The following is a 17919-nucleotide window of genomic DNA, read 5'->3' as shown; positions in this document are numbered from 1 at the left end:
TTGGTCAAGAATATACAAACTATCAATTTTATTTTTATAAGTATTGTTAATTTTCTTTTGGAAAATATTATCTAACATTGAAATTTTATTGGAAAGACCGACAAATTCTTTTTTATTATCTTTGAATTCTTTCAATTTAAGGAAGCTTTTATTGCCACTTTGTAAGATTGCAGTTTCAAAATATGAATTTGCTTTCTCATATTTATTCAATTTAATTGCGGTTAAACCTGCATTAATTAATTTATCTGAGTGGACAAAATCAACTTTCTTAAACGCATTTTCGTAATTTTCTAGTGCTTCAATATATTTTTTATAAAACTTCAAAGAGTCACCTTTATTACTTTTATTATAATACTCAAAATAGTTTTGGGCATTGATAAATGATAATCCCAAAAGGGAAATTATTAAAGAAAGTATAATTTTGTGCGGTATCTTCATAATATTCTCACTAACGTTAATTCATTATATTGATAATCAGCTTGGTATGATTTCAATATCCTTGTTAGTCAGACCAAATTTAGTGATTTGTTTCTGTATTCTTTTGGCTGCTGCTATTTTTCTTTTCTCGTCCAGAAAAAGGTATTGTGAAGGCGGAGTGTACCTTTGCCCCTTAACGAGCATATTCCAGATAATGACGGCGAGCTTTCGGGCGAGTGCAGAAACAGCAGTTGCCCTTCCTTTTTTGTAGCTTAATCTTTTGAAGAACTCAGCGAGCCATCCCTCCTTTAGGTTGCCGATGGCATTGGCCGTGTTTCTGAATGCTATTTTCAACCGCGAACTTCCCTTCGGAATGTGGTTGGATAATACTTTGCCCCCACTTATTTTATTGTTGGGGGCGAGCCTGAACCATGCGGTGAATTGTTTTGCAGTGGGGAATTTTCTAATCCCATCTAATCCGACTTCTGCGATGAGAGCCATAATCAACCCTTCGCTTACTCCCTCAATCGCCATCAAGTCTATCCCTTCAAAATATTGGTAAGCAATTAAATTCATGTCGGTTTGGCTTACTGCGTTTTTATTTTTACGCTTGTGCTTTTTTTTTCAATGGTATGCTGTTTCTTATGCTCGTCCTTTTCGATGAATTCCTTCAGGAGCCGGTCGATCTGCAAATCCGTATCCATGATTTGTTGCTGGAGGTGTTTGTAGGAATCCCACTCTTGCTTCAAGGCAAAGAGATAATCTTTGCGCCCATTGAATTGCAGAGCTTTTGCGATTTCCTCCTCTGATTTTCGGCAATTGTAATGACGGAGTTTTGCCAATTCCTCTCCCTTGTGCTCTCCGTTTAGAAAAGCTTCAATAATGCAAGATCCTGTAAGACCGAATATATCCCTTACCACAACCTCAAGCCTCATATTCATCAGTCGCAGATATTTTTGCATTCTTCTGGTGCATGATGCAGATTGCTTGAGCAGGTTTTGGCGGTGTCTGGAATAGGTTCGTACGGTGTCCGTGTCCGAATCGGGTAAAAAGCTGGCACTCAAAAGCCAGAGAGAATGAAGTTTTTGAATCCATTGGCAATCTTTAATGTCTGTCTTTTTTCCTTTGATATTTTTGGTTTGTCTGCCATTAACCAAAATCACAACAAAACCTTGTCCCACCAAAGTGGAGAAGAGATTTTGCCAATAAGTTCCGGTGGATTCCATGGCGATCGAGGTAACGCCATTCGAGTGTAACCAGTGGCACATTTCCAACTGGTCTTGGCTGTACACGCCAAATTCTTTTACATCCTCTGCATTTTGCCCTACTGCTACCCAATGGCTACGGCTTCCAATGTCTATTCCCGCAGCATTGGAATTTACCACTTCGAGTGAAATCTGCTTCTTAGTTTCCATGTCTCAATTTTTCCAATTAAACCAATAAAAAACTCCAAGGACTGCACTTTGTTAAATTTGAAATTATTCTGATCGGGATATTCCGATGTAAATCGGAACTCGCCATTAAAAACTAACGCCCTCTGAAGTATTACTACTAAAGACTTTTGTGCAATCTTACCTGAATTGCAGACGGGTTTTTAAACACCATTGCTTAAACCGGTCTTTTCAAGGAGCAATTACTAAGGTAAGAAATAATGGATTTTTTGAATATGAATTTTGAGAACTCTCGTTAGCGGCTAAAAACAACTCCGTTTTTGGAGTAGGGGAATTGCAGATAACGAGAAAAGTATTTTTGTTGTGCGGGCTTTCTATGACTGAATTTTCAACGATTTCCAACCTTAGCAAAAAATGCTTTTTTCTTTTGCTAAAATACAAAACTTAGGAAAAGAAAAAAGCATTTTTCGCGGAATTATTATGACCATGTTCATATTTTGTATTCAACCCCGCATAACATAAATACTATCTTTACTTTACATTCATAAAATAATTACCTTTAAAATAAACAAGACAGGGGTGAACTAACAATACCCTTAGAGCGTAAAAGTCTCAACTAACATATCAGTCCTCTGTCTTGTTTTAAAGGGTTGAAACAGCTTTAGATAGAATACCAGGTTACCCAGATCTAATAAAGATTTTAAAGTAGTTCAACATTAATTTAAACATCACTAAATTATGAAAAATTATACAACTTTCATCGGAATCGATGTGGCAAAACTAACGCTGGATTATTGCGTGATTACCCCGGATCCGCAACCCGAACAAGGCCAGATACTGAATACGAAGAAATCGATCGAGACGTTTCTAAAAACATTGAAAAAAGCCAGCTGTGAAATGAACGAGACTCTTTTTGTTTTTGAGAATACCGGCATTTATTCCTCGCTGCTCGCCCTGGTTTTAAGCGAAAATCAACTGGATTATGCTCAGGTCCCGGCTTTGGAAATCAAACGCTCGCTGGGGATTACCCGCGGCAAAAGCGATAAAGTAGATGCCAAAGAAATTGCCAATTACGCCAGGCGAAACACTGATAAAATAGCACTTTCTGCGCTTCCGGAACTGAGCCTGCAGCAACTCAGAATCGTGTTTGCCGAACGTGAAAAGACCATTGCCGCCATAAAATCGTTCGAAAGAACAATGGAAAACGAAATGTTCCTGAGCAAAGAAGTTTTTGCCAGCGTAAAAGCCATCAACCGGCAAACGGTGAAACAGCTCAAAAAGCAACTTGCCATGCTTGATGACAGAATTAAAATTCTGGTCCGGGAAAATGAAATTCTTTACAAACAACAGCAACTTTTAAAAAGCATTCCGGGAATTGGCGAGCTTACCTCTGTCTATCTTTTGATTATAACCAAAGGGTTTACGGCATTTGGAAACGGGCGGAAATTTGCGTGTTATTCAGGAGTAGCGACCTTTGAACACAGTTCCGGAACGAGCGTTAAGGGGAAAACCAGGGTCAGCCATCTGGCGGATAAAAAAATGAAGTCGCTGCTGCATATGGCCGCCCTCACCGCAATTAAATACGATGCGGAACTGAAAAGCTATTACACGCGTAAAAAGCCGGAAGGAAAACACAGCATGCTTGTTTTAAACAATATTAAATGCAAAATCGTGTACAGAATTTTTGCGGTCATTGCGCGAGACTCAAGCTTTGTGAATCTGCACAAATTTGCAAGCTGATTTTTTCGATTAGGGCTTGTTTATTATCATAGAATATGTTAGTCGTTCGTTTTTTTAATTATTTCGATTTTTTTTTGGATAGTCTTTGGTAAAAAAATGAAATTTTTCTCTATGAAGTTTTTTATTGTATTGCTATCTATAATTGAGATTTTATCACTTTCAAATTCACGATTGATATATAAATCATGTGGTTGAAATAAAATAAAGTTTTCGCTTGAGTCTTTGTATGTGGAAAGGTCAATTCTTGTCATTCCTGACTTAACTTGTATAAAAAAACTATCTTTACTTTCTTTGTTTATCGCAAAAAATTCGTAGCTCATCGTATCACCTTTTCTTGAATTTGGAACTACCAAAAAATTTTTCATCTGTAAATAAATGAAAATGACGTCTTCTAACTCCTCGGAATCAATGAAGTCAAAATAACCAGTAATATTTGTCTTTAATGCTTCATATTTGTTTATTTTACTTTTTTCATTCCAAAGAAATTTTGAATAATCATCTACTTGACTTGAGTTAATTGTTTGTAGTGTTCGTGTAGGTCTAAAACAAGCAATAACTTTCCCTGGAACTTGATCGGTGGGAATTTTAATAAAATCAACTCCAACGACATTGCCAATATCAATGTCTTCTTTATTTGCTTCAACACTATTAAAATAGCTCCATTCAGATTTTACCTTTGCTAGGTAATATTCTCCTAAATGATTTCTAGTCCAAATCAAATCGTCTTTTTTTATTCTATTTCTTAAAAAATTCACCGTATTGACTTTTCCAAAAATAGAATTTGCAATTGTAGAATAATTTTCCCAATCCATTGATCCGATTTCTTTTGTAACTCTCCACCCAACACCTAAAAAATTGTTCTTAAGACAATAATCAAAAACAGTTTTCGTATTCGCTGTTCCCCCTTTTGGTCTGATATGTAATCTATAAATTGGCATTCCCTCTTGAATTTTTAAAATGACGGCTAACGTTTTGCAGATTTGCGATGGGCGGGATTTTTACCACTAATGTCTATACGGAGCACAAAACTTTCGGCTACCACAAAACTGTCTGCGAGCACGAACCCCCGCCTATTGCAAATGTGCTGTTAGCTGCTGGCTTTCTCCTCATTTAGTGTTGTCTTAATTTCAGTTACTAACTCTTTCAATTTGTCTGGAACTAATTTTGTCCAAGCGTCTATAAAGTTGTCAAACGACATTTCATTCGTCACTTTTATGAACTTCAAATATTGAATAGTCGTCCAAAACTCTGGTCTCTTTTTGAAAAGAGGAAATAATTGTAATGCTACAATTCTGTTTTCTGTTCTTTTGTAACGGTCTATAAATAGTTCGTCAAGATTTTCCGTAAGCCAAATTTTAAATGGTTTAGAAATTTTGTTCTCTGGTTTTCCAATAATGTCTGTAATGTAGTTAGCCAATGACATTGAATAATCCTTCCAATTTGCATATGGAGGATTTGTCAACCAAGTTTGTGACATTTTATCAATGGAAAAGATTGAAGCTAATTCACAAAGGGCTTCTTCAAACCATCCGAATTTATCATTTGTCGTGTAGAAGTCGCTGTCAATAACGTGGTGACAAAGTTCGTGGGCAAACTGATAAGAATATTGGCTCCAAAGTCTGTCAGACGTTCCTAAATATATCAAGTTGAACTTGTCAAGCTTAATAATTTCAGGGTAATCAGTCGGAGGAACTTTGTTTTTAGAATTAAGCACATATACTGGTTTTCCTGTTATTTGTCTTATGTCTAGGTTTGCGTAGAATTCAATTATTACCCCGTCAAGCAACTTTGTAATGTCTTGAAGTTGTGCTTGTCCCCAACCGTAAGTGTGGAGATTAAAGTTCTTATTTATATCGAATTGTAGTTGGTTCATAAGCTTGCAGTTAACTCTCAAATATACGCAATAATCCAGCCCACCGTACTTTTTATTGCGAATTTTTCGAAAGCCGCTGCTGACCGAATAAACGGGTGATGAGACCTGTGGCGTATTTTGTATTGTTTGCCTCTTTTCCGGTAACTTTACAATATGTGAACAATACAAAATGCGAACAAATGGAAACACCAAAAAATAATGCCTTCCGTAAGGAAAATTATCACTTTCAGCCCGGCAGGCACAAAGACAGAAATGTGATTTGGATCTCGTTTCCCTTTGATCACAAATTGGTGGGGCAGTTAAGGGCGGCAGCTAAGGTACACTGGAGCCGCTCCCACAAGAAATGGTACGCCGCGGATCATAAGCAGTACCGTAACTTATTTGGTCTCGGCACAGACTATATTGGTGAGGCCGCATGCCAGTTGGCGCCGGTACATCTGACCGAACTTAACCGGTTTATTGAGCAACTGAAACTCAGAGGCTACAGTGCCAATACCATCAAAACCTACACAACTGAATTTATCCAGCTGCTCAAAGCCATTGGAAACAGGCGGGTCAGCCAGCTTTCGCCTGAAAAACTGAAAGCCTATTTTCTGTATTGCATTGATCAGCTACAACTTTCCGAAAACCTGATTCACAGCAGAATGAATGCAGTCAAATTTTACTTTGAAAAGGTTTTGCACCGTGAAAAACTATTCCTGGAAATTCCCAGGCCCAAAAAACCCAGCATTCTGCCGAAAGCCATCTCGGTGCAGGATATCAGCAAAATGTTTTCAGTCGTGGAAAATCCGAAACACCTGCTGCTTCTCAAACTGTGCTATGGAATGGGCCTGCGCGTCAGTGAAATCGTCAACCTGGAAATACAGCATATTGACAGCGGCCGGATGCAGGTTTTAATCAGTGCTTCCAAAGGCAAAAAGGACCGCTATGTCAATCTTCCACAGTCTGTTTTGGAAGAACTGCGGACATACTACAAATTATATAGGCCAACGCGTTACCTGTTCGAAGGCCAGCAGGGGGGCCAGTACGCTGTGCGTTCCGTGCAGCAGGTCTTTAAACGTGCTATGCAAAAAGCCAGAATAAATAAAAAAGTCGGTGTGCACAGCCTGAGGCACTCCTACGCCACACATCTGATAGAGCAGGGCACCGATATCCGCTTCGTCCAGGAATTGCTCGGCCATCAAAATATTAAAACAACCATGGCATACACGGGACTGACTGATCAGACCAAGCGAAAAATAAAGAGTCCGCTCGACATGCTGTAACTGACCATGACCGACCAAGGATTCATCTAAAAAAGGTGACTGATTGGGTTGCACGGCAATGCTGAAAGTGTTAACATGGCTGATACGGTCCGCGCGCAGTTCCGTATGCTGCCGGACTTTGCTTAGCTGATTCTGTCACAAGTCGGCTAAAACCTTCAAGCAGTAATCTTCCTCAAAATACCTGATACCCCAAACTAATTCCAACTTGCTTCCGGTACAGCCGCAGCGTGTGCCGGTTGGAGGTATCATCCGCCGCATACGAATTGGAATTGTCATAAATGCCCGCAAAACCCTGTGAAAAGTGGGCACTCAATTGAAGTTTGGGAAACACTTCATACGACGCCTGCAGTACCATGCCGTAATCCGTTTTATTCAGATACGGTTCATCCTCCTGCGCGTGGTCATCAGTGCCGTAGGGATCTTCTGTCCAGGACTTTCCGGTGCGGTCCGTGAGCCGCAGCGCAGCGCCGCTCAGCATTTCCACAAACAGTCCGGCGCCCAGCTGCAGTTTTCCGAAACGAACCTGAGCCGAGGCCGGGTGCAAACGAACACTATGCAAATCAAGGCGGGCCTGCATCGGTTCGTTTTCGCGTGCAGTGGCGTAGCTGTACCGGTTGTGTTGGAGCATGAGTTCATGCATAAGGGCAAAACGCTCCGATATGGGATTTCGCACACTTACGCCAGCTGTCCAGCCATTTCCGGCAACAGAGGTGTCTTCAGTGCTTAAAACATTCCGGTCTGCGCCGTGCAGCACACTGTGCAGGTAACCGGCCTGCACGCTGACCGTCGTTTTTCGAAGATCCGGCTCAGCCTGTTGCGCGGAAAGCGCTAAGGAAAAGCAAAGACCGAGAACGGCCAATTTCTTTTTCATCATCCTTTTATTTTATAAAGATTCGAGTGCCAGTGTTGTCCTGCAAAAATTATATAATGCTTCACGGTACGTATGATTGGCTTCACGCAACTCATCCAGTGCTTTCAGGAGTTGTGCTGTCTCGGATTTTTCGGTGTAATTTTGACTGAGGTTTTCAAGATGCGTTTGTTTTTGATGCATTTTCAAACGGCTTTCCTTCATTTTTAAACCGGCTTCCATTCTGGCGCTGCTGCGCTCCCGGAAATTTCGCTTTCGCTCCCGCTGTGCCAGCTCATATTCCAGTTGTGCTTTCTGCGCTGCCACCTCCGCCATCTTATGCTCAGCGCGGCCTTTACCGGAAAACTGAAGCGGCATGCTGATTCCCGCCATCGCGGTGGTGTAGCTGGGTGTGGGCCCGATGATATTTTTAGCAAAACCATTGTTGACAACACCGATCATCACCCCGAGATCCATCACGGCCTCCGCCTTGGCTAATTTGCGCTGCCGCGCGGCAAGTTCTGCTTTCTGGCGGTCTGCCTCAGCACTGCTTTCCATCTCCGTTGAATATTCCGAAAACCGCTGCGCTTCCTCTTCCAGATCACCGAGTGGGAAGTAAAGGTTTTCAGCCTCAGTGCGTGTAATAAAATCATTCATTTCCTGCAGCAGCTGTTCATGTTCCCGACGGTTGTTTTGCAGCAAGACTTCCAGCGCATCCTGTGCCGTTCGCAGGTCCGGATTTCCTTTTGCAGCAGTTATTTTATCTAAAAACTTTGCTGTTTCCTTCAGGTCTTTATATTCCTTTTCATTCTTTAAGACCGTCAGCCAGGCGGTGGTCGCTTCCTTTTTAAGTGTGCGGAAAAAATCCCTCGTCTCCAGCTGCGCCAGGGTCAGTTGCGCCGCCGCAACCTGTTTTCGGGCAGCGCGTTTGCCGCCGAGTTCCAGCGTCCAGCTCAGTTCTGTCTCAAAACCATAGCCCATGCCCAATCGTTGTTCCTGATTGTCATAAGCAATAAAACTGAGTTCCGGGTCGGGCAGGGCACGCGCGGCCTGTACACCCGCTTCTGCAATGGAAATATTGTATTTCTCCGCCGCGAAGGACAGATTTTCAGTGGCGAGTTTCTCCAGAAAAGCAGGATAATCAATTCCCTGTGCTGCGTTTTGCCCGGGGAGTGAAGAACCGGTAAGCAACAGCAGCAGCAGGAACAGGGTAGGGCGAAAAGAATGCTTGATCATGTCTTGCAAGATTTGTATCGAGTGCAGCAGTAGGGTTGATGCCCTCAAAATCAAAAGTAACCAATAATTCCTGAAGCAGTCAGACTGCGCCGCTGTATTCATCTTTTCCCACCCAACTTACATTCATTAAAAAACTACGCTGAAAGGGGTGAAACTTCAGTTTGGCGGGCGGCTTGCAGCAGCCGGGGATATGCCCCGATTTTCAATTCATACTACGCCCGGTTTTGCCGTCAGTGCCGTGACGGTTTTTGCTACCCTGCTGATGGGTATGCTCGATGCCTTTACATTTATTACCCAGGACCATACGTTTGTCACTGCACAGACAGGCAACCTGATTATGCTCACGGTAAAGGGTCTGGAGGGCGATTACATTTCGGCTGCCAGCCATATAATTGTATTTGCCGGCTACTTTCTGGGTGCTTTTCTGGGGCAGTGGATCTCCGACCGCATTACGGGCAATGAGCGGCATCGTCTGCGCGTCTTTCTGCTGATTCAGACTTTATTTTTCATTGCGGTGGCAGCCACGCATCACCGGTTGCCGGGCGATATTCTGCTCTTTATGCTGGGTTTGCTGGCCGGTTATGAAATTGATCTTTTCCGGAAAATGGGCGCCATTACCATAAACAACGGAATTATGACGGGCAATGCTAAAAACCTGGCGACGAACCTCTATCAGTTCATGGTGCTGAAAAACAAAACGGCCGGCCACACGGCCGGGCTGCTGGCCCTGACCATTTGCGTCTTCGTACTCGGCATCGGCGCCGGTACCTGGCTCACCCAACTTTCACAGACCTGGGCCATGTGGTCTTTCTCGCTGATCTCGGCGGCGCAACTGCTGTTTACCTATCTGCTCTGGCCGGTCGAGGAAAAAGTGGAGTAGGACTTTAGCAAATTAGTAAAGCAACCCTAATGTTTTTTTTTTCACCTTGTTGCTGTTCTGTTATCTCACAGTCTATTATCTTTTCTCTTTGCTCTTTCTTCTTTGCTCCAACTTCCGTCTTCCGACCCGCACCGTGCATGCTGGGGCGCACAGATTTACAAATTACACTTTAGCAGTGCACGTTGGACCGTATAATTTAGCGCACAGATTACACAGATGGCATCGCAGATACGCTATTTTTCCTTTTTCTTTTGGCATCTGCATCTAAAATCTATAATTTAAAATCTAAAATTATTACCGACTATTCTCTCAAAGTCTTTTCTTTCTCTTCTTTTCTCTTTCTTCTTTCCCCGGTCTGAGTGATTATTTCAAATGCTGCAGCAGGCTGAAGAGCTTTTTCTTTTCGGCGTAGTTGAGATGCAGTACGGGAAGTTTTTGTTGGCGGTGCTCGTGCAGGTAGGTAATAAAGTCGAACGAAAAGGTAGGCAGCAGGTCAGACCAATAGCTGCCAGACTCCGCTGAAAAAATAAAAAGATCCCACAATGTCTGCAGATGGTCAGTCTCCGACAGGTAGCCAAAGGTTTGGTAGATCCGGTTTTTAAGCAACTGTGCCAAGTAATTGTTCAGCCAGTAAGGGATCAGCGCCACTGTTGCTGCTTGGTCACGGCAGGCTGTTTTCAGATGTTCCTTAAAGATGTTTTTTGCCCGTCGGCGGTAAATCGGTAGATCGATGCAGTCCGTTGTGTGGCGGCTGTTCCAGTGAATTTCAGGATGAAAGGCGTTGGTGTAGATTCTGTTGTCAGCCTGCATCAGGTTTTTAAAGAAATCCTGACATTCGTAGATGTTTTCCTGAATCCACAGGCGGGTGTGACAGATAATGGTGAATTTTAAATCGGGGAACTGCGCTTTATTAATTTTATCAACTACAGCTTCGAAGTCTTTTTCGCTTTCTTCAGAGACCAGCGCCAGGAGGTAGTACTGGCGATGCTGGAACTCATTTTTAATACTGGTAATTTCATGGAAGAGATACACTTCTTCCAGATGCGCCAGCTGCAGTAAGGGACGCAATACCTTTTTTACCGCTTTATTTTTCAGTAAAGGATGAGAGACAGGGGGGTGCAGAGGTGTCTTTTCAGGCAGTTTTGCCTGCAAGTTTTGCAGAACAATTTGTTTCATCTCATTCTTGATTTGATGGAGATGATCCTGATAGGAATCCATGTACTCAATCAGCTCCTCATCCTCAAAATGGCGTAAAAGGTAATAGTGGCGGCCTTCTTTCACAAAGAATTTTCTGACCTCAGGAATAAAAGCTTCCATAAAACGCAGCCGTTCTGCGAGGGCAAAGCCTTCAAAGGGCTGCCCAAAACGCATATACTCCAGAAACTCGAGGTCATGCTGTATGTTTTTTAAATAAAACAGCGTAGCGCCCACCTGTCCATCCGCGATCAGTTCTTCAGTATATTTCGAGAGAAGCTGTTCGCCCTTCAGATAGCGCTTTCTCAGAGACCTGAGTTCCGAATCAACGACGGTAAACCTTCCGTAATTTTTTTCTTCGCCGTATATCTGATCTTCTTTTCGTGCATACCTTTGGAAGAATACATACCGGTTTTCGCGGTGCTGTTCAAGGTCAGCATCGTCCAGAACAGAAATCAGCACACGGTCCTGCTCAAAGGTATCGCCGACGAAAAGGTAATCAAATGTTCGCTCCAGCACCAGTCTGTCTTTACAAAGAATGGTGAGCAGCAAGCCATTCTGATGCGCTGGCCGGTGCAGCCACATGGCCGTAATATTCCTGTTTTCGGTCTCGGCCATAAGCAAATCCGTGAGGTGCGCGGGCAGCTTTTTCTCCCTGACCTGATTAATAAAATTTTCCATAATAAAAGATTTACGATAATTCGTTATTCAGGTGTTCATAAAGGCGGGTGCAGCACGACACGGCTTCCTGAAAGGAAATGGTGGAGATTTCATCCGCTTCGGCGTTTGGAAAGTTTTGGTCTGGCGCTCCTGCAAAGGCAAGCAGGTCCTGCATCGGACGGTCAAGGCCGATTTTTTGCGGTAATTCCGGTGCGAACCACGTGATGAGTTCCCACAGATAATTCAGATTGAGGGTATTCGGCAGGTAATGCGCGTAGTAATACAGCGTGGCGAGGAACAACTGCTGAAAAATACTGCGCAGATACAGTACTTGGCCTTCGGTAAATGCACTTTCAGAAAAACCCAAGCTGGTCCACTGCACCTCAATAATCTTTTTCCGCTCTGCCCAGTAGCGCCGTACGAGGCCATCTCTTTCCTGTTCCACTTTCGCAGGAAAACTTAGTGTTTTTCGGCTGTAACAAATAAGATATTCGCTGCGTAGGTGGCGGTCAATAAAGTCATAAAATACGGCGTAATGTTTTTTGATCCAATCGGTTTTATGCAGCAGGATCGAAATCTGCAGCTCCGGAAATTGTGCGGCCAGGTGCTGCTGCACGTAGTGGAGTTGGGTGATTTTTAAAGAAGACCCCAGCATGATCAGCAGGTAGCGGCAGGGTTGGTCCGCACGCGTTTTTGACGGAATCCAGTATATGTACTGCGTTTTATACTGTTTCCTGATCGTTTCCGCAAGGGCAGTACGAAGGTCAGGCGCCGACTTCTCGGTTACGGGCTGTGCCGGTAAATACAGTGCTGCATACCGGTTCCAGGACAGGGTTTGGCGGAGTTTTCCGTAAAAGAGGTGCGCCAGATTTGTTCTTAAAATATCACTCAGCAGTTGTATGTAGTGCAGATGCTGCTGATTCGGCATGCCGGCCACCTCCGGTACAGAAGCGTTTATTAATCGTTTAATGGCAGGCACTTCAAGTTTCGTGAGTGCCCGCTTCAGTTCCGGTACATGCTGCTGCATAAAATCCAGAATCAGGGTGCCGGTAAAGAAGCAGTGCAGGCTTTTGGGTAGAAAGAAGGCCCGGAACCCCGACAGCAGTTCCCCGTACACAGCTTTAAGCCCGGCCTGCACAACCTCTTCATTCATGGCGACGGAGTAAGGCGCGATAAGTTGGCTGTGGTAAACGGCGCACCGGGATTCAATGCTGCTTTGCCATGTTATGAATAGTTTCTCATACTTGCTTTGCTTCCCCGAATAATCATTCTGGAACCGGCTGGCCCAGCTTTTTTCGGTGCGGGCATAGATCAGGTGCCGGGGATGGCAGTTCAGCACGATGTAGCTGAAAGGCAGATCCGGTTCGGGGGCATGGCTTGAATGCGGGCTGACGGTAATTATCAGGGAATGCTGCTCCATACTGTTGCGGAGCCAATCCTGCTGTTGCAGTTCCTGAAGCCTGGTGTGCGAAGTGCCGGCGCCGGCGATGACAGTAAGGGTCGGAAGCGGACAGAGGTGCTCGCGCGAAAAGAAGATCAGTTCGATGTCATCATCAGCGAAGAGTTGACTGAGTTTCCACCGAATGGTTTCAGGCAAATGATGGGAGGCGAGGGTGTTTAGATAGGGTTTCATCATTACGGTGTTTGCGGTTGATGAAACAAAGGAAAGAGGGATACGCGGGATAAAATATTCTGTGGTCCGGTAAATTATCTCTCCATGTCCGCAATTCAGCACTTTGCGAGAAGTACGAACTTTGTTTTTGTAAGATCACCTGTAGTACTTCCTAAAAAACAAAATAGACGCGTTTTTAACTCTGCTTATTTAAACTGTATTTGTTGAGCTAATTTCGCTGCAAACTGCTCCTGCTGGTTACTCTGTTATTTCGCTTTTCTGAAAATCGGGAACAGCCGTTTGACCGCTAAAACATTTTCAGGCGGGCAGGCGTCGGGTCTTTTATGGTGATGCAGCCTTGTTAACCGGTGTATTCACGTTAATAACGCTGCGAAGTGAGGATACTTCGCAGAGCGGGCACATTTTGCAGAAAGGCTGAATGGTTTTGTAAAAGGCGGAAAATTTACCGGCACGCGTGGCTGCTTTTTATATAATCCCTGAATACCCGTTGCATATCGTGGGCATCTCCTGTTCTGCAGAAAAAATGCAGAAGGTTCACCTTCAATGTGGCCGAGCCTTGCAGAAAGTCCGGCATATAAAGGAGGGATGGCATTAGATTGCCTGACCGGATTACTCCCGTGACTCTGCTTTAAATTACTCAGTCCTGCGGAGCGGTTCTTTTACGCTGTGAGGTGAAAATTAATTATGCGCAAGTATTTTTGAAGCTTTTTCGAAATGGAGAAAAGCGTCTTATCCACAATTAAATACCCTATAAAGCTTTATAGTTTTCCATAACACAGAAGCCTATTTTTACTTATATTTGAGTCGAAACAAACATATGATAGGTGAGATACGCCTGAGAGCAACTTCCGGGATCTAACGTATCACTTCAACAAATCAACTGTCCTTAAAGAAAACATGGCCAAAAAATCTACTGCCAAAACCAAATCGACCGAAGAAATCCTCTGGGATTCTGCCAATAAATTGAGAGGCTCCGTAGAGCCGTCCGAATATAAACATGTGGTGCTGAGCCTGATCTTCCTGAAATTTGCCAATGACAAGTTTTTGAGACGACGCGAAGAACTCATCAACGAACACAAAGAAGCCTTCCTGGAAATTCCCGAATTCTATCAGGCAGAAAATATTTTTTACCTGCCCGAAGAATCGCGCTGGACCTACATTATTGAAAACGCCAAACAGGAAGACATTACCCTGAAGGTAGATACGGCGCTGAAGACCATCGAGCGCACCAACAAATCCCTGGAAGGCGCCTTGCCCGACAATTACTTTTCACGCCTCGGCCTGGACCCGTCGAAGTTTGCAGCGCTGCTGGATACCATTAACAATATCGACACGCTCAGAGACGAGGCGCAGGATATTGTCGGCCGGGTGTACGAATATTTCCTGAGCAAGTTTGCCATTGCCGAAGGTAAGGGGAAAGGCGAATTCTATACCCCCAAGTCTATTGTAAACCTGATTGCAGAAATGATCGAGCCCTACAAAGGCAAAATCTATGACCCTTCCTGCGGTTCCGGGGGTATGTTTGTACAATCCCTGAAGTTTATTGAAAAGCACAAAGGCAATAAAAAAGACATTTCCATCTACGGGCAGGAACTGACCAATACCACCTACAAACTGGCCAAAATGAACCTGGCCATCCGTGGCATTTCTTCCAATTTGGGCAGCAAGGCAGCGGATACTTTTGCGGACGACCAGCACAAAGACCTGAAAGCCGACTACATCATGGCCAACCCGCCTTTTAATTTAAAGGACTGGCGTGCGGAAAACGAACTGACCCATGATCCGCGGTGGGCAGGCTACGAAGTGCCGCCAAAATCGAATGCCAATTATGCGTGGATTCTGAATATGATCTCCAAGCTTTCCCAGAATGGGGTGGCCGGATTTATCCTGGCCAACGGTGCTTTGAGCGGCGGCGGCGAAGAATACAAAATCCGGAAGCAGATCATTGAAAATGATCTGGTGGAAGCGATTGTTATTTTACCACGCTCGATGTTCTACTCGACTGATATTTCGGTGACGCTCTGGATTCTAAATCGGAATAAGACCGAACGCACCGTTGAAGTGAATGATGGTGTAAAGAATTACCGTAACCGACAAGGCGAAGTTCTGTTTATGGATTTGCGGCAGAAAGGCGAACCGTTTGAAAAGAAATTTATTCAGTTTGGCGAAGATGAGATTACGGCCATCGCGGCGCATTATCACAACTGGCAGCAAGTTAATTGCAAAGAAACCTACAAAGACGTTCCGGAGTATTCTTACAGTGCTTCTGTTGAGGAAATCCGCAAAAAAGATTATTCTCTGGTGCCGAGTAAGTACATTGAATTTTTGAATCGTGATGAAAATCTGGATTTCGCTGAACACATGCAGACGTTGCAAGCAGAACTGAAAGATTTGTTTGCGGAGGAAAGCCGGCTGAAGGCAGAAGTGGCAGATGTTTTTAAAACTTTGGGTTATGAACTTGGATAAACAGCCTGCCCGCTACATTGCGGATATACAGCATATCATTTCCGAGGCAAGACAAAACGCCTATGCTTCCGTAGCGAGTACCATGATTCAGGCTTATTGGAAAATAGGAAGAAGAATTGTGGACGAGGAACAAAATGGAAGTGAAAGAGCCGAATATGGCGCTATGATTATCAAGAATTTAGCAGCGGTTTTAGGAAAAGGTTTTTCTGCCAGAACCCTGCGGGACTGCCGCCAGTTTTATCTCACTTTTAGCACTGGGAAAGAATTGGCACAGGTGTGTGCCAAATTGAATTGGTCGCATGCTAGGTTGTTGATGAGGATTAACAATAAAGAAGCACGAGCCTATTACCTGAAAGAAGCCACTGAACAAAACTGGTCGGTGCGCACATTGGAAAGAAACATTTCCACGCTGTACTATCAGCGCCTTCTTTCTTCTCAGCAGAAAGATCTGGTGGAACAGGAGATGAAAGAGAACACAGGCGCTCAGGCTGAAAGAATCGATGATTTTATTAAAAATCCGTCCGTGCTGGAATTTCTTCAGTTACCCACCTCATATGCATATACCGAAGCGCAGCTTGAACAGAAACTTATCGATAATTTGCAGCAATTCCTGCTGGAATTGGGAAAAGGATTTGCGTTTGTGGCACGGCAAAAACATATCCGCACAGAAACGCAGGATTTTTTTATCGATCTGGTTTTCTATAATTATATTCTTAAATGTTTTGTCATTGTGGAACTTAAAACCAATAAACTCAGCCATCAGGATATCGGACAACTGGATATGTATGTGCGCATGTTTGATGATTTGGAACGCAGGGAAGGCGATAATCCCACGATTGGTATTTTGCTTTGCACCGAAACCGATCGAACCATTGCCAAGTATTCGGTGCTCAAAGAAAACAAGCAGCTTTTTACAAGTAAATATTTGTTGTATTTGCCTACCGAAGAAGAATTAATTCAGGAGATAGAAAGAGAGAAACAAATAATTCAACAAAATTTGGATGAAGGCAGGGAATTATAAAAGGCTGGGCGCGTTTATACAGCAGGTTAATGTGCGCAATAAAGACCTTAAGGTACTCAATTTACAGGGGCTGAGCATGACAAAGGAATTTAGAAAATCTACTTCTAATATTGTAGGAACGGATTTGTCTAAATACAAAATTGTTCAGCCAGGACAGTTTTGCTGCGATTTCATGTCTGTAATCCGAGTCCACAAATTACCTGTAGTTTTAAATAATCTTGGAGAAGATGTCATCATTTCTCCTGCGTACATTGTTTTTGAAATAACAGATAAAAATAGCCTTTTGCCAGAATATTTAATGATGTGGTTCAGAAGATCAGAATTTGACAGATACGCTGATTTTAGATGTGATAGTTCGATACGCGGAGGTTTTCAATGGGAAGAATTATGTGAAGTTGAATTACCTATTCCCCCCATCGAAGAACAGCGACAGATCGTTGCGCAATACCAAAGCATAGCCAACAAAATAAAAGTCAACGAGCAGATTTGCGAGAAGCTGGAAGCGGCTGCGCAGGCTTTGTATAAACATTGGTTTGTGGATTTTGAATTCCCGGTCGGTCATTGCGAGGAGAGCGGAACGAACGACGAAGCAATCCCTGCCTTGGTTGCCGAGGAAAGAAGTTTATATGCTGCCAAGCAAAAAGGCTACAAATCTTCCGGTGGTAAAATGGTTTGGAATGAAGAGCTTGGGAAGGAGATTCCGGACGGGTGGGAAGTTGTAAAAGTTAAAGATTTTTGCGACGACATGAAAAGTGGAGGTACTCCGAGTAGAGATAATGTGAGTTATTGGAACTCTAATGATATTCCTTGGTTAAAAACGGGAGAAATATCTAATAATGTTGTGTTTGATGCAGAAGAATATATATCTAAAGAAGGTTATAAAAATAGTTCTGCGAGATTAATTCCTGCTGAATCTATTTTGATGGCTATGTATGGAGCAACAGCAGGGCAATTAACTTATTTAAAAAAAGAACTTACTACAAATCAAGCTTGTTGTGCAATGATTTGTTTTGAAAAGGAAAGGTCTGCATTCCTGTATTATGCTTTATTAAATCAGCAAAAACAGATTGAAACATTGGCTATAGGAGGTGCTCAACCTAATTTAAGTAAGCAAATCATAGAAGCAATTAATTTGATTTTGCCTAAAGATTTAAAGAAAATATCCTTTTTTAAATTTTCGCATATAATTGATTTAAAAGCTTATAAAACATTAGAAAATATAAAACTCACACAACTGCAAAGTTTGTTGTTGTCTCGGTTGGCGGTTGGGGAGGAAGTGAGTGCTTAAAAAAATCA

15 protein-coding genes are annotated in these 17919 nt (G+C 43.1%); 6 read left to right on the top strand and 9 right to left on the bottom strand.

From position 1 onward, the window contains the following. The 3 genes from MVI27_RS07755 to MVI27_RS07745 all read right to left on the bottom strand — a co-directional run. A partial coding sequence (locus tag MVI27_RS07755; RefSeq protein ID WP_246960366.1) for a hypothetical protein occupies positions 1-438 on the bottom strand: 438 nt, incomplete at its 3' end. Between the two features lie 36 nt (positions 439-474). After that, on the bottom strand, positions 475-993 hold the full coding sequence (locus MVI27_RS07750) for a transposase (protein ID WP_246960363.1): 519 nt from the start codon (positions 991-993) through the stop codon (positions 475-477). A gap of 11 nt (positions 994-1004) precedes the next feature. Next, positions 1005-1832, bottom strand: a complete 828-nt coding sequence (locus MVI27_RS07745; RefSeq protein WP_246960360.1) for an IS110 family transposase — start codon at positions 1830-1832, stop codon at positions 1005-1007. Between the two features lie 714 nt (positions 1833-2546). Between MVI27_RS07745 and MVI27_RS07740 the strand changes: the two genes are divergently transcribed. Continuing rightward, positions 2547-3548: an IS110 family RNA-guided transposase gene (locus MVI27_RS07740; RefSeq protein ID WP_246960357.1), complete on the top strand. Its 1002-nt coding sequence runs from the start codon at positions 2547-2549 to the stop codon at positions 3546-3548. 38 nt (positions 3549-3586) lie between these two features. On the opposite strand, the gene MVI27_RS07735 is transcribed toward MVI27_RS07740, so the two are convergent. Beyond that, entirely contained in the window at positions 3587-4486 is a 900-nt protein-coding gene (locus MVI27_RS07735) for a hypothetical protein (RefSeq protein ID WP_246960354.1), read from the bottom strand. A gap of 149 nt (positions 4487-4635) precedes the next feature. Beyond that, the gene (locus MVI27_RS07730) at positions 4636-5421 is read right to left on the bottom strand and encodes a M64 family metallopeptidase (protein ID WP_246960351.1); all 786 of its coding nucleotides are present in this window, start codon (positions 5419-5421) and stop codon (positions 4636-4638) included. Between the two features lie 179 nt (positions 5422-5600). Between MVI27_RS07730 and MVI27_RS07725 the strand changes: the two genes are divergently transcribed. Further along, positions 5601-6686: a tyrosine-type recombinase/integrase gene (locus MVI27_RS07725; RefSeq protein ID WP_246960348.1), complete on the top strand. Its 1086-nt coding sequence runs from the start codon at positions 5601-5603 to the stop codon at positions 6684-6686. A 172-nt stretch (positions 6687-6858) separates the two neighbouring features. On the opposite strand, the gene MVI27_RS07720 is transcribed toward MVI27_RS07725, so the two are convergent. Further along, entirely contained in the window at positions 6859-7560 is a 702-nt protein-coding gene (locus tag MVI27_RS07720) for an outer membrane beta-barrel protein (RefSeq protein ID WP_246960346.1), read from the bottom strand. A 9-nt stretch (positions 7561-7569) separates the two neighbouring features. Continuing rightward, positions 7570-8769, bottom strand: coding sequence for a TolC family protein (locus tag MVI27_RS07715; protein ID WP_246960343.1), 1200 nt, complete (start codon positions 8767-8769; stop codon positions 7570-7572). Between the two features lie 148 nt (positions 8770-8917). On the opposite strand from MVI27_RS07715, the gene MVI27_RS07710 reads away from it, so the two are divergent. Then, positions 8918-9649, top strand: a complete 732-nt coding sequence (locus tag MVI27_RS07710; RefSeq protein WP_246960340.1) for a YoaK family protein — start codon at positions 8918-8920, stop codon at positions 9647-9649. Between the two features lie 363 nt (positions 9650-10012). Here MVI27_RS07710 and MVI27_RS07705 read toward each other — a convergent pair whose 3' ends face one another. Both MVI27_RS07705 and MVI27_RS07700 read right to left on the bottom strand, forming a co-directional pair. Beyond that, entirely contained in the window at positions 10013-11524 is a 1512-nt protein-coding gene (locus MVI27_RS07705; protein WP_246960337.1) for a hypothetical protein, read from the bottom strand. A gap of 10 nt (positions 11525-11534) precedes the next feature. Next, positions 11535-13136, bottom strand: a complete 1602-nt coding sequence (locus tag MVI27_RS07700) for a hypothetical protein (RefSeq protein ID WP_246960334.1) — start codon at positions 13134-13136, stop codon at positions 11535-11537. An 897-nt stretch (positions 13137-14033) separates the two neighbouring features. On the opposite strand from MVI27_RS07700, the gene MVI27_RS07695 reads away from it, so the two are divergent. From MVI27_RS07695 to MVI27_RS07685, 3 genes are read left to right on the top strand one after another with little or no spacing between them, the layout of a single operon-like run. Next, a complete protein-coding gene (locus MVI27_RS07695; protein ID WP_246960331.1) occupies positions 14034-15602 on the top strand; it encodes a type I restriction-modification system subunit M in 1569 nt (522 codons plus the stop codon). Continuing rightward, positions 15589-16623 carry a PDDEXK nuclease domain-containing protein gene (locus MVI27_RS07690; RefSeq protein WP_246960328.1) on the top strand — a complete coding sequence of 345 codons (1035 nt, stop codon included), beginning with the start codon at positions 15589-15591 and terminating at the stop codon, positions 16621-16623. The genes MVI27_RS07695 and MVI27_RS07690 overlap by 14 nt, the downstream gene beginning before the upstream one ends. Further along, a complete protein-coding gene (locus MVI27_RS07685; protein ID WP_246960326.1) occupies positions 16604-17911 on the top strand; it encodes a restriction endonuclease subunit S in 1308 nt (435 codons plus the stop codon). The genes MVI27_RS07690 and MVI27_RS07685 overlap by 20 nt, the downstream gene beginning before the upstream one ends. Positions 17912-17919 lie beyond the last annotated feature (8 nt).

Source organism: Chryseobacterium salipaludis (genome assembly GCF_022968825.1).
Taxonomy (GTDB): domain Bacteria; phylum Bacteroidota; class Bacteroidia; order Flavobacteriales; family Weeksellaceae; genus Kaistella; species Kaistella salipaludis.
The sequence above is the reverse complement of the archived record's forward strand: the minus strand, read 5'-3'. Positions and strand labels throughout refer to the sequence as shown.

Coding starts and splice junctions, on each gene's coding strand:
- MVI27_RS07715 (WP_246960343.1), bottom strand. CDS start 8,769: ATGATCAAGCATTCTTTTCGCCCTACCCTGTTCCTGCTGCTGCTGTTG.
- MVI27_RS07700 (WP_246960334.1), bottom strand. CDS start 13,136: ATGAAACCCTATCTAAACACCCTCGCCTCCCATCATTTGCCTGAAACC.
- MVI27_RS07740 (WP_246960357.1), top strand. CDS start 2,547: ATGAAAAATTATACAACTTTCATCGGAATCGATGTGGCAAAACTAACG.
- MVI27_RS07695 (WP_246960331.1), top strand. CDS start 14,034: ATGGCCAAAAAATCTACTGCCAAAACCAAATCGACCGAAGAAATCCTC.
- MVI27_RS07730 (WP_246960351.1), bottom strand. CDS start 5,421: ATGAACCAACTACAATTCGATATAAATAAGAACTTTAATCTCCACACT.
- MVI27_RS07720 (WP_246960346.1), bottom strand. CDS start 7,560: ATGATGAAAAAGAAATTGGCCGTTCTCGGTCTTTGCTTTTCCTTAGCG.
- MVI27_RS07735 (WP_246960354.1), bottom strand. CDS start 4,486: ATGCCAATTTATAGATTACATATCAGACCAAAAGGGGGAACAGCGAAT.
- MVI27_RS07750 (WP_246960363.1), bottom strand. CDS start 993: ATGAATTTAATTGCTTACCAATATTTTGAAGGGATAGACTTGATGGCG.
- MVI27_RS07725 (WP_246960348.1), top strand. CDS start 5,601: ATGGAAACACCAAAAAATAATGCCTTCCGTAAGGAAAATTATCACTTT.
- MVI27_RS07685 (WP_246960326.1), top strand. CDS start 16,604: ATGAAGGCAGGGAATTATAAAAGGCTGGGCGCGTTTATACAGCAGGTT.
- MVI27_RS07705 (WP_246960337.1), bottom strand. CDS start 11,524: ATGGAAAATTTTATTAATCAGGTCAGGGAGAAAAAGCTGCCCGCGCAC.
- MVI27_RS07745 (WP_246960360.1), bottom strand. CDS start 1,832: ATGGAAACTAAGAAGCAGATTTCACTCGAAGTGGTAAATTCCAATGCT.
- MVI27_RS07690 (WP_246960328.1), top strand. CDS start 15,589: ATGAACTTGGATAAACAGCCTGCCCGCTACATTGCGGATATACAGCAT.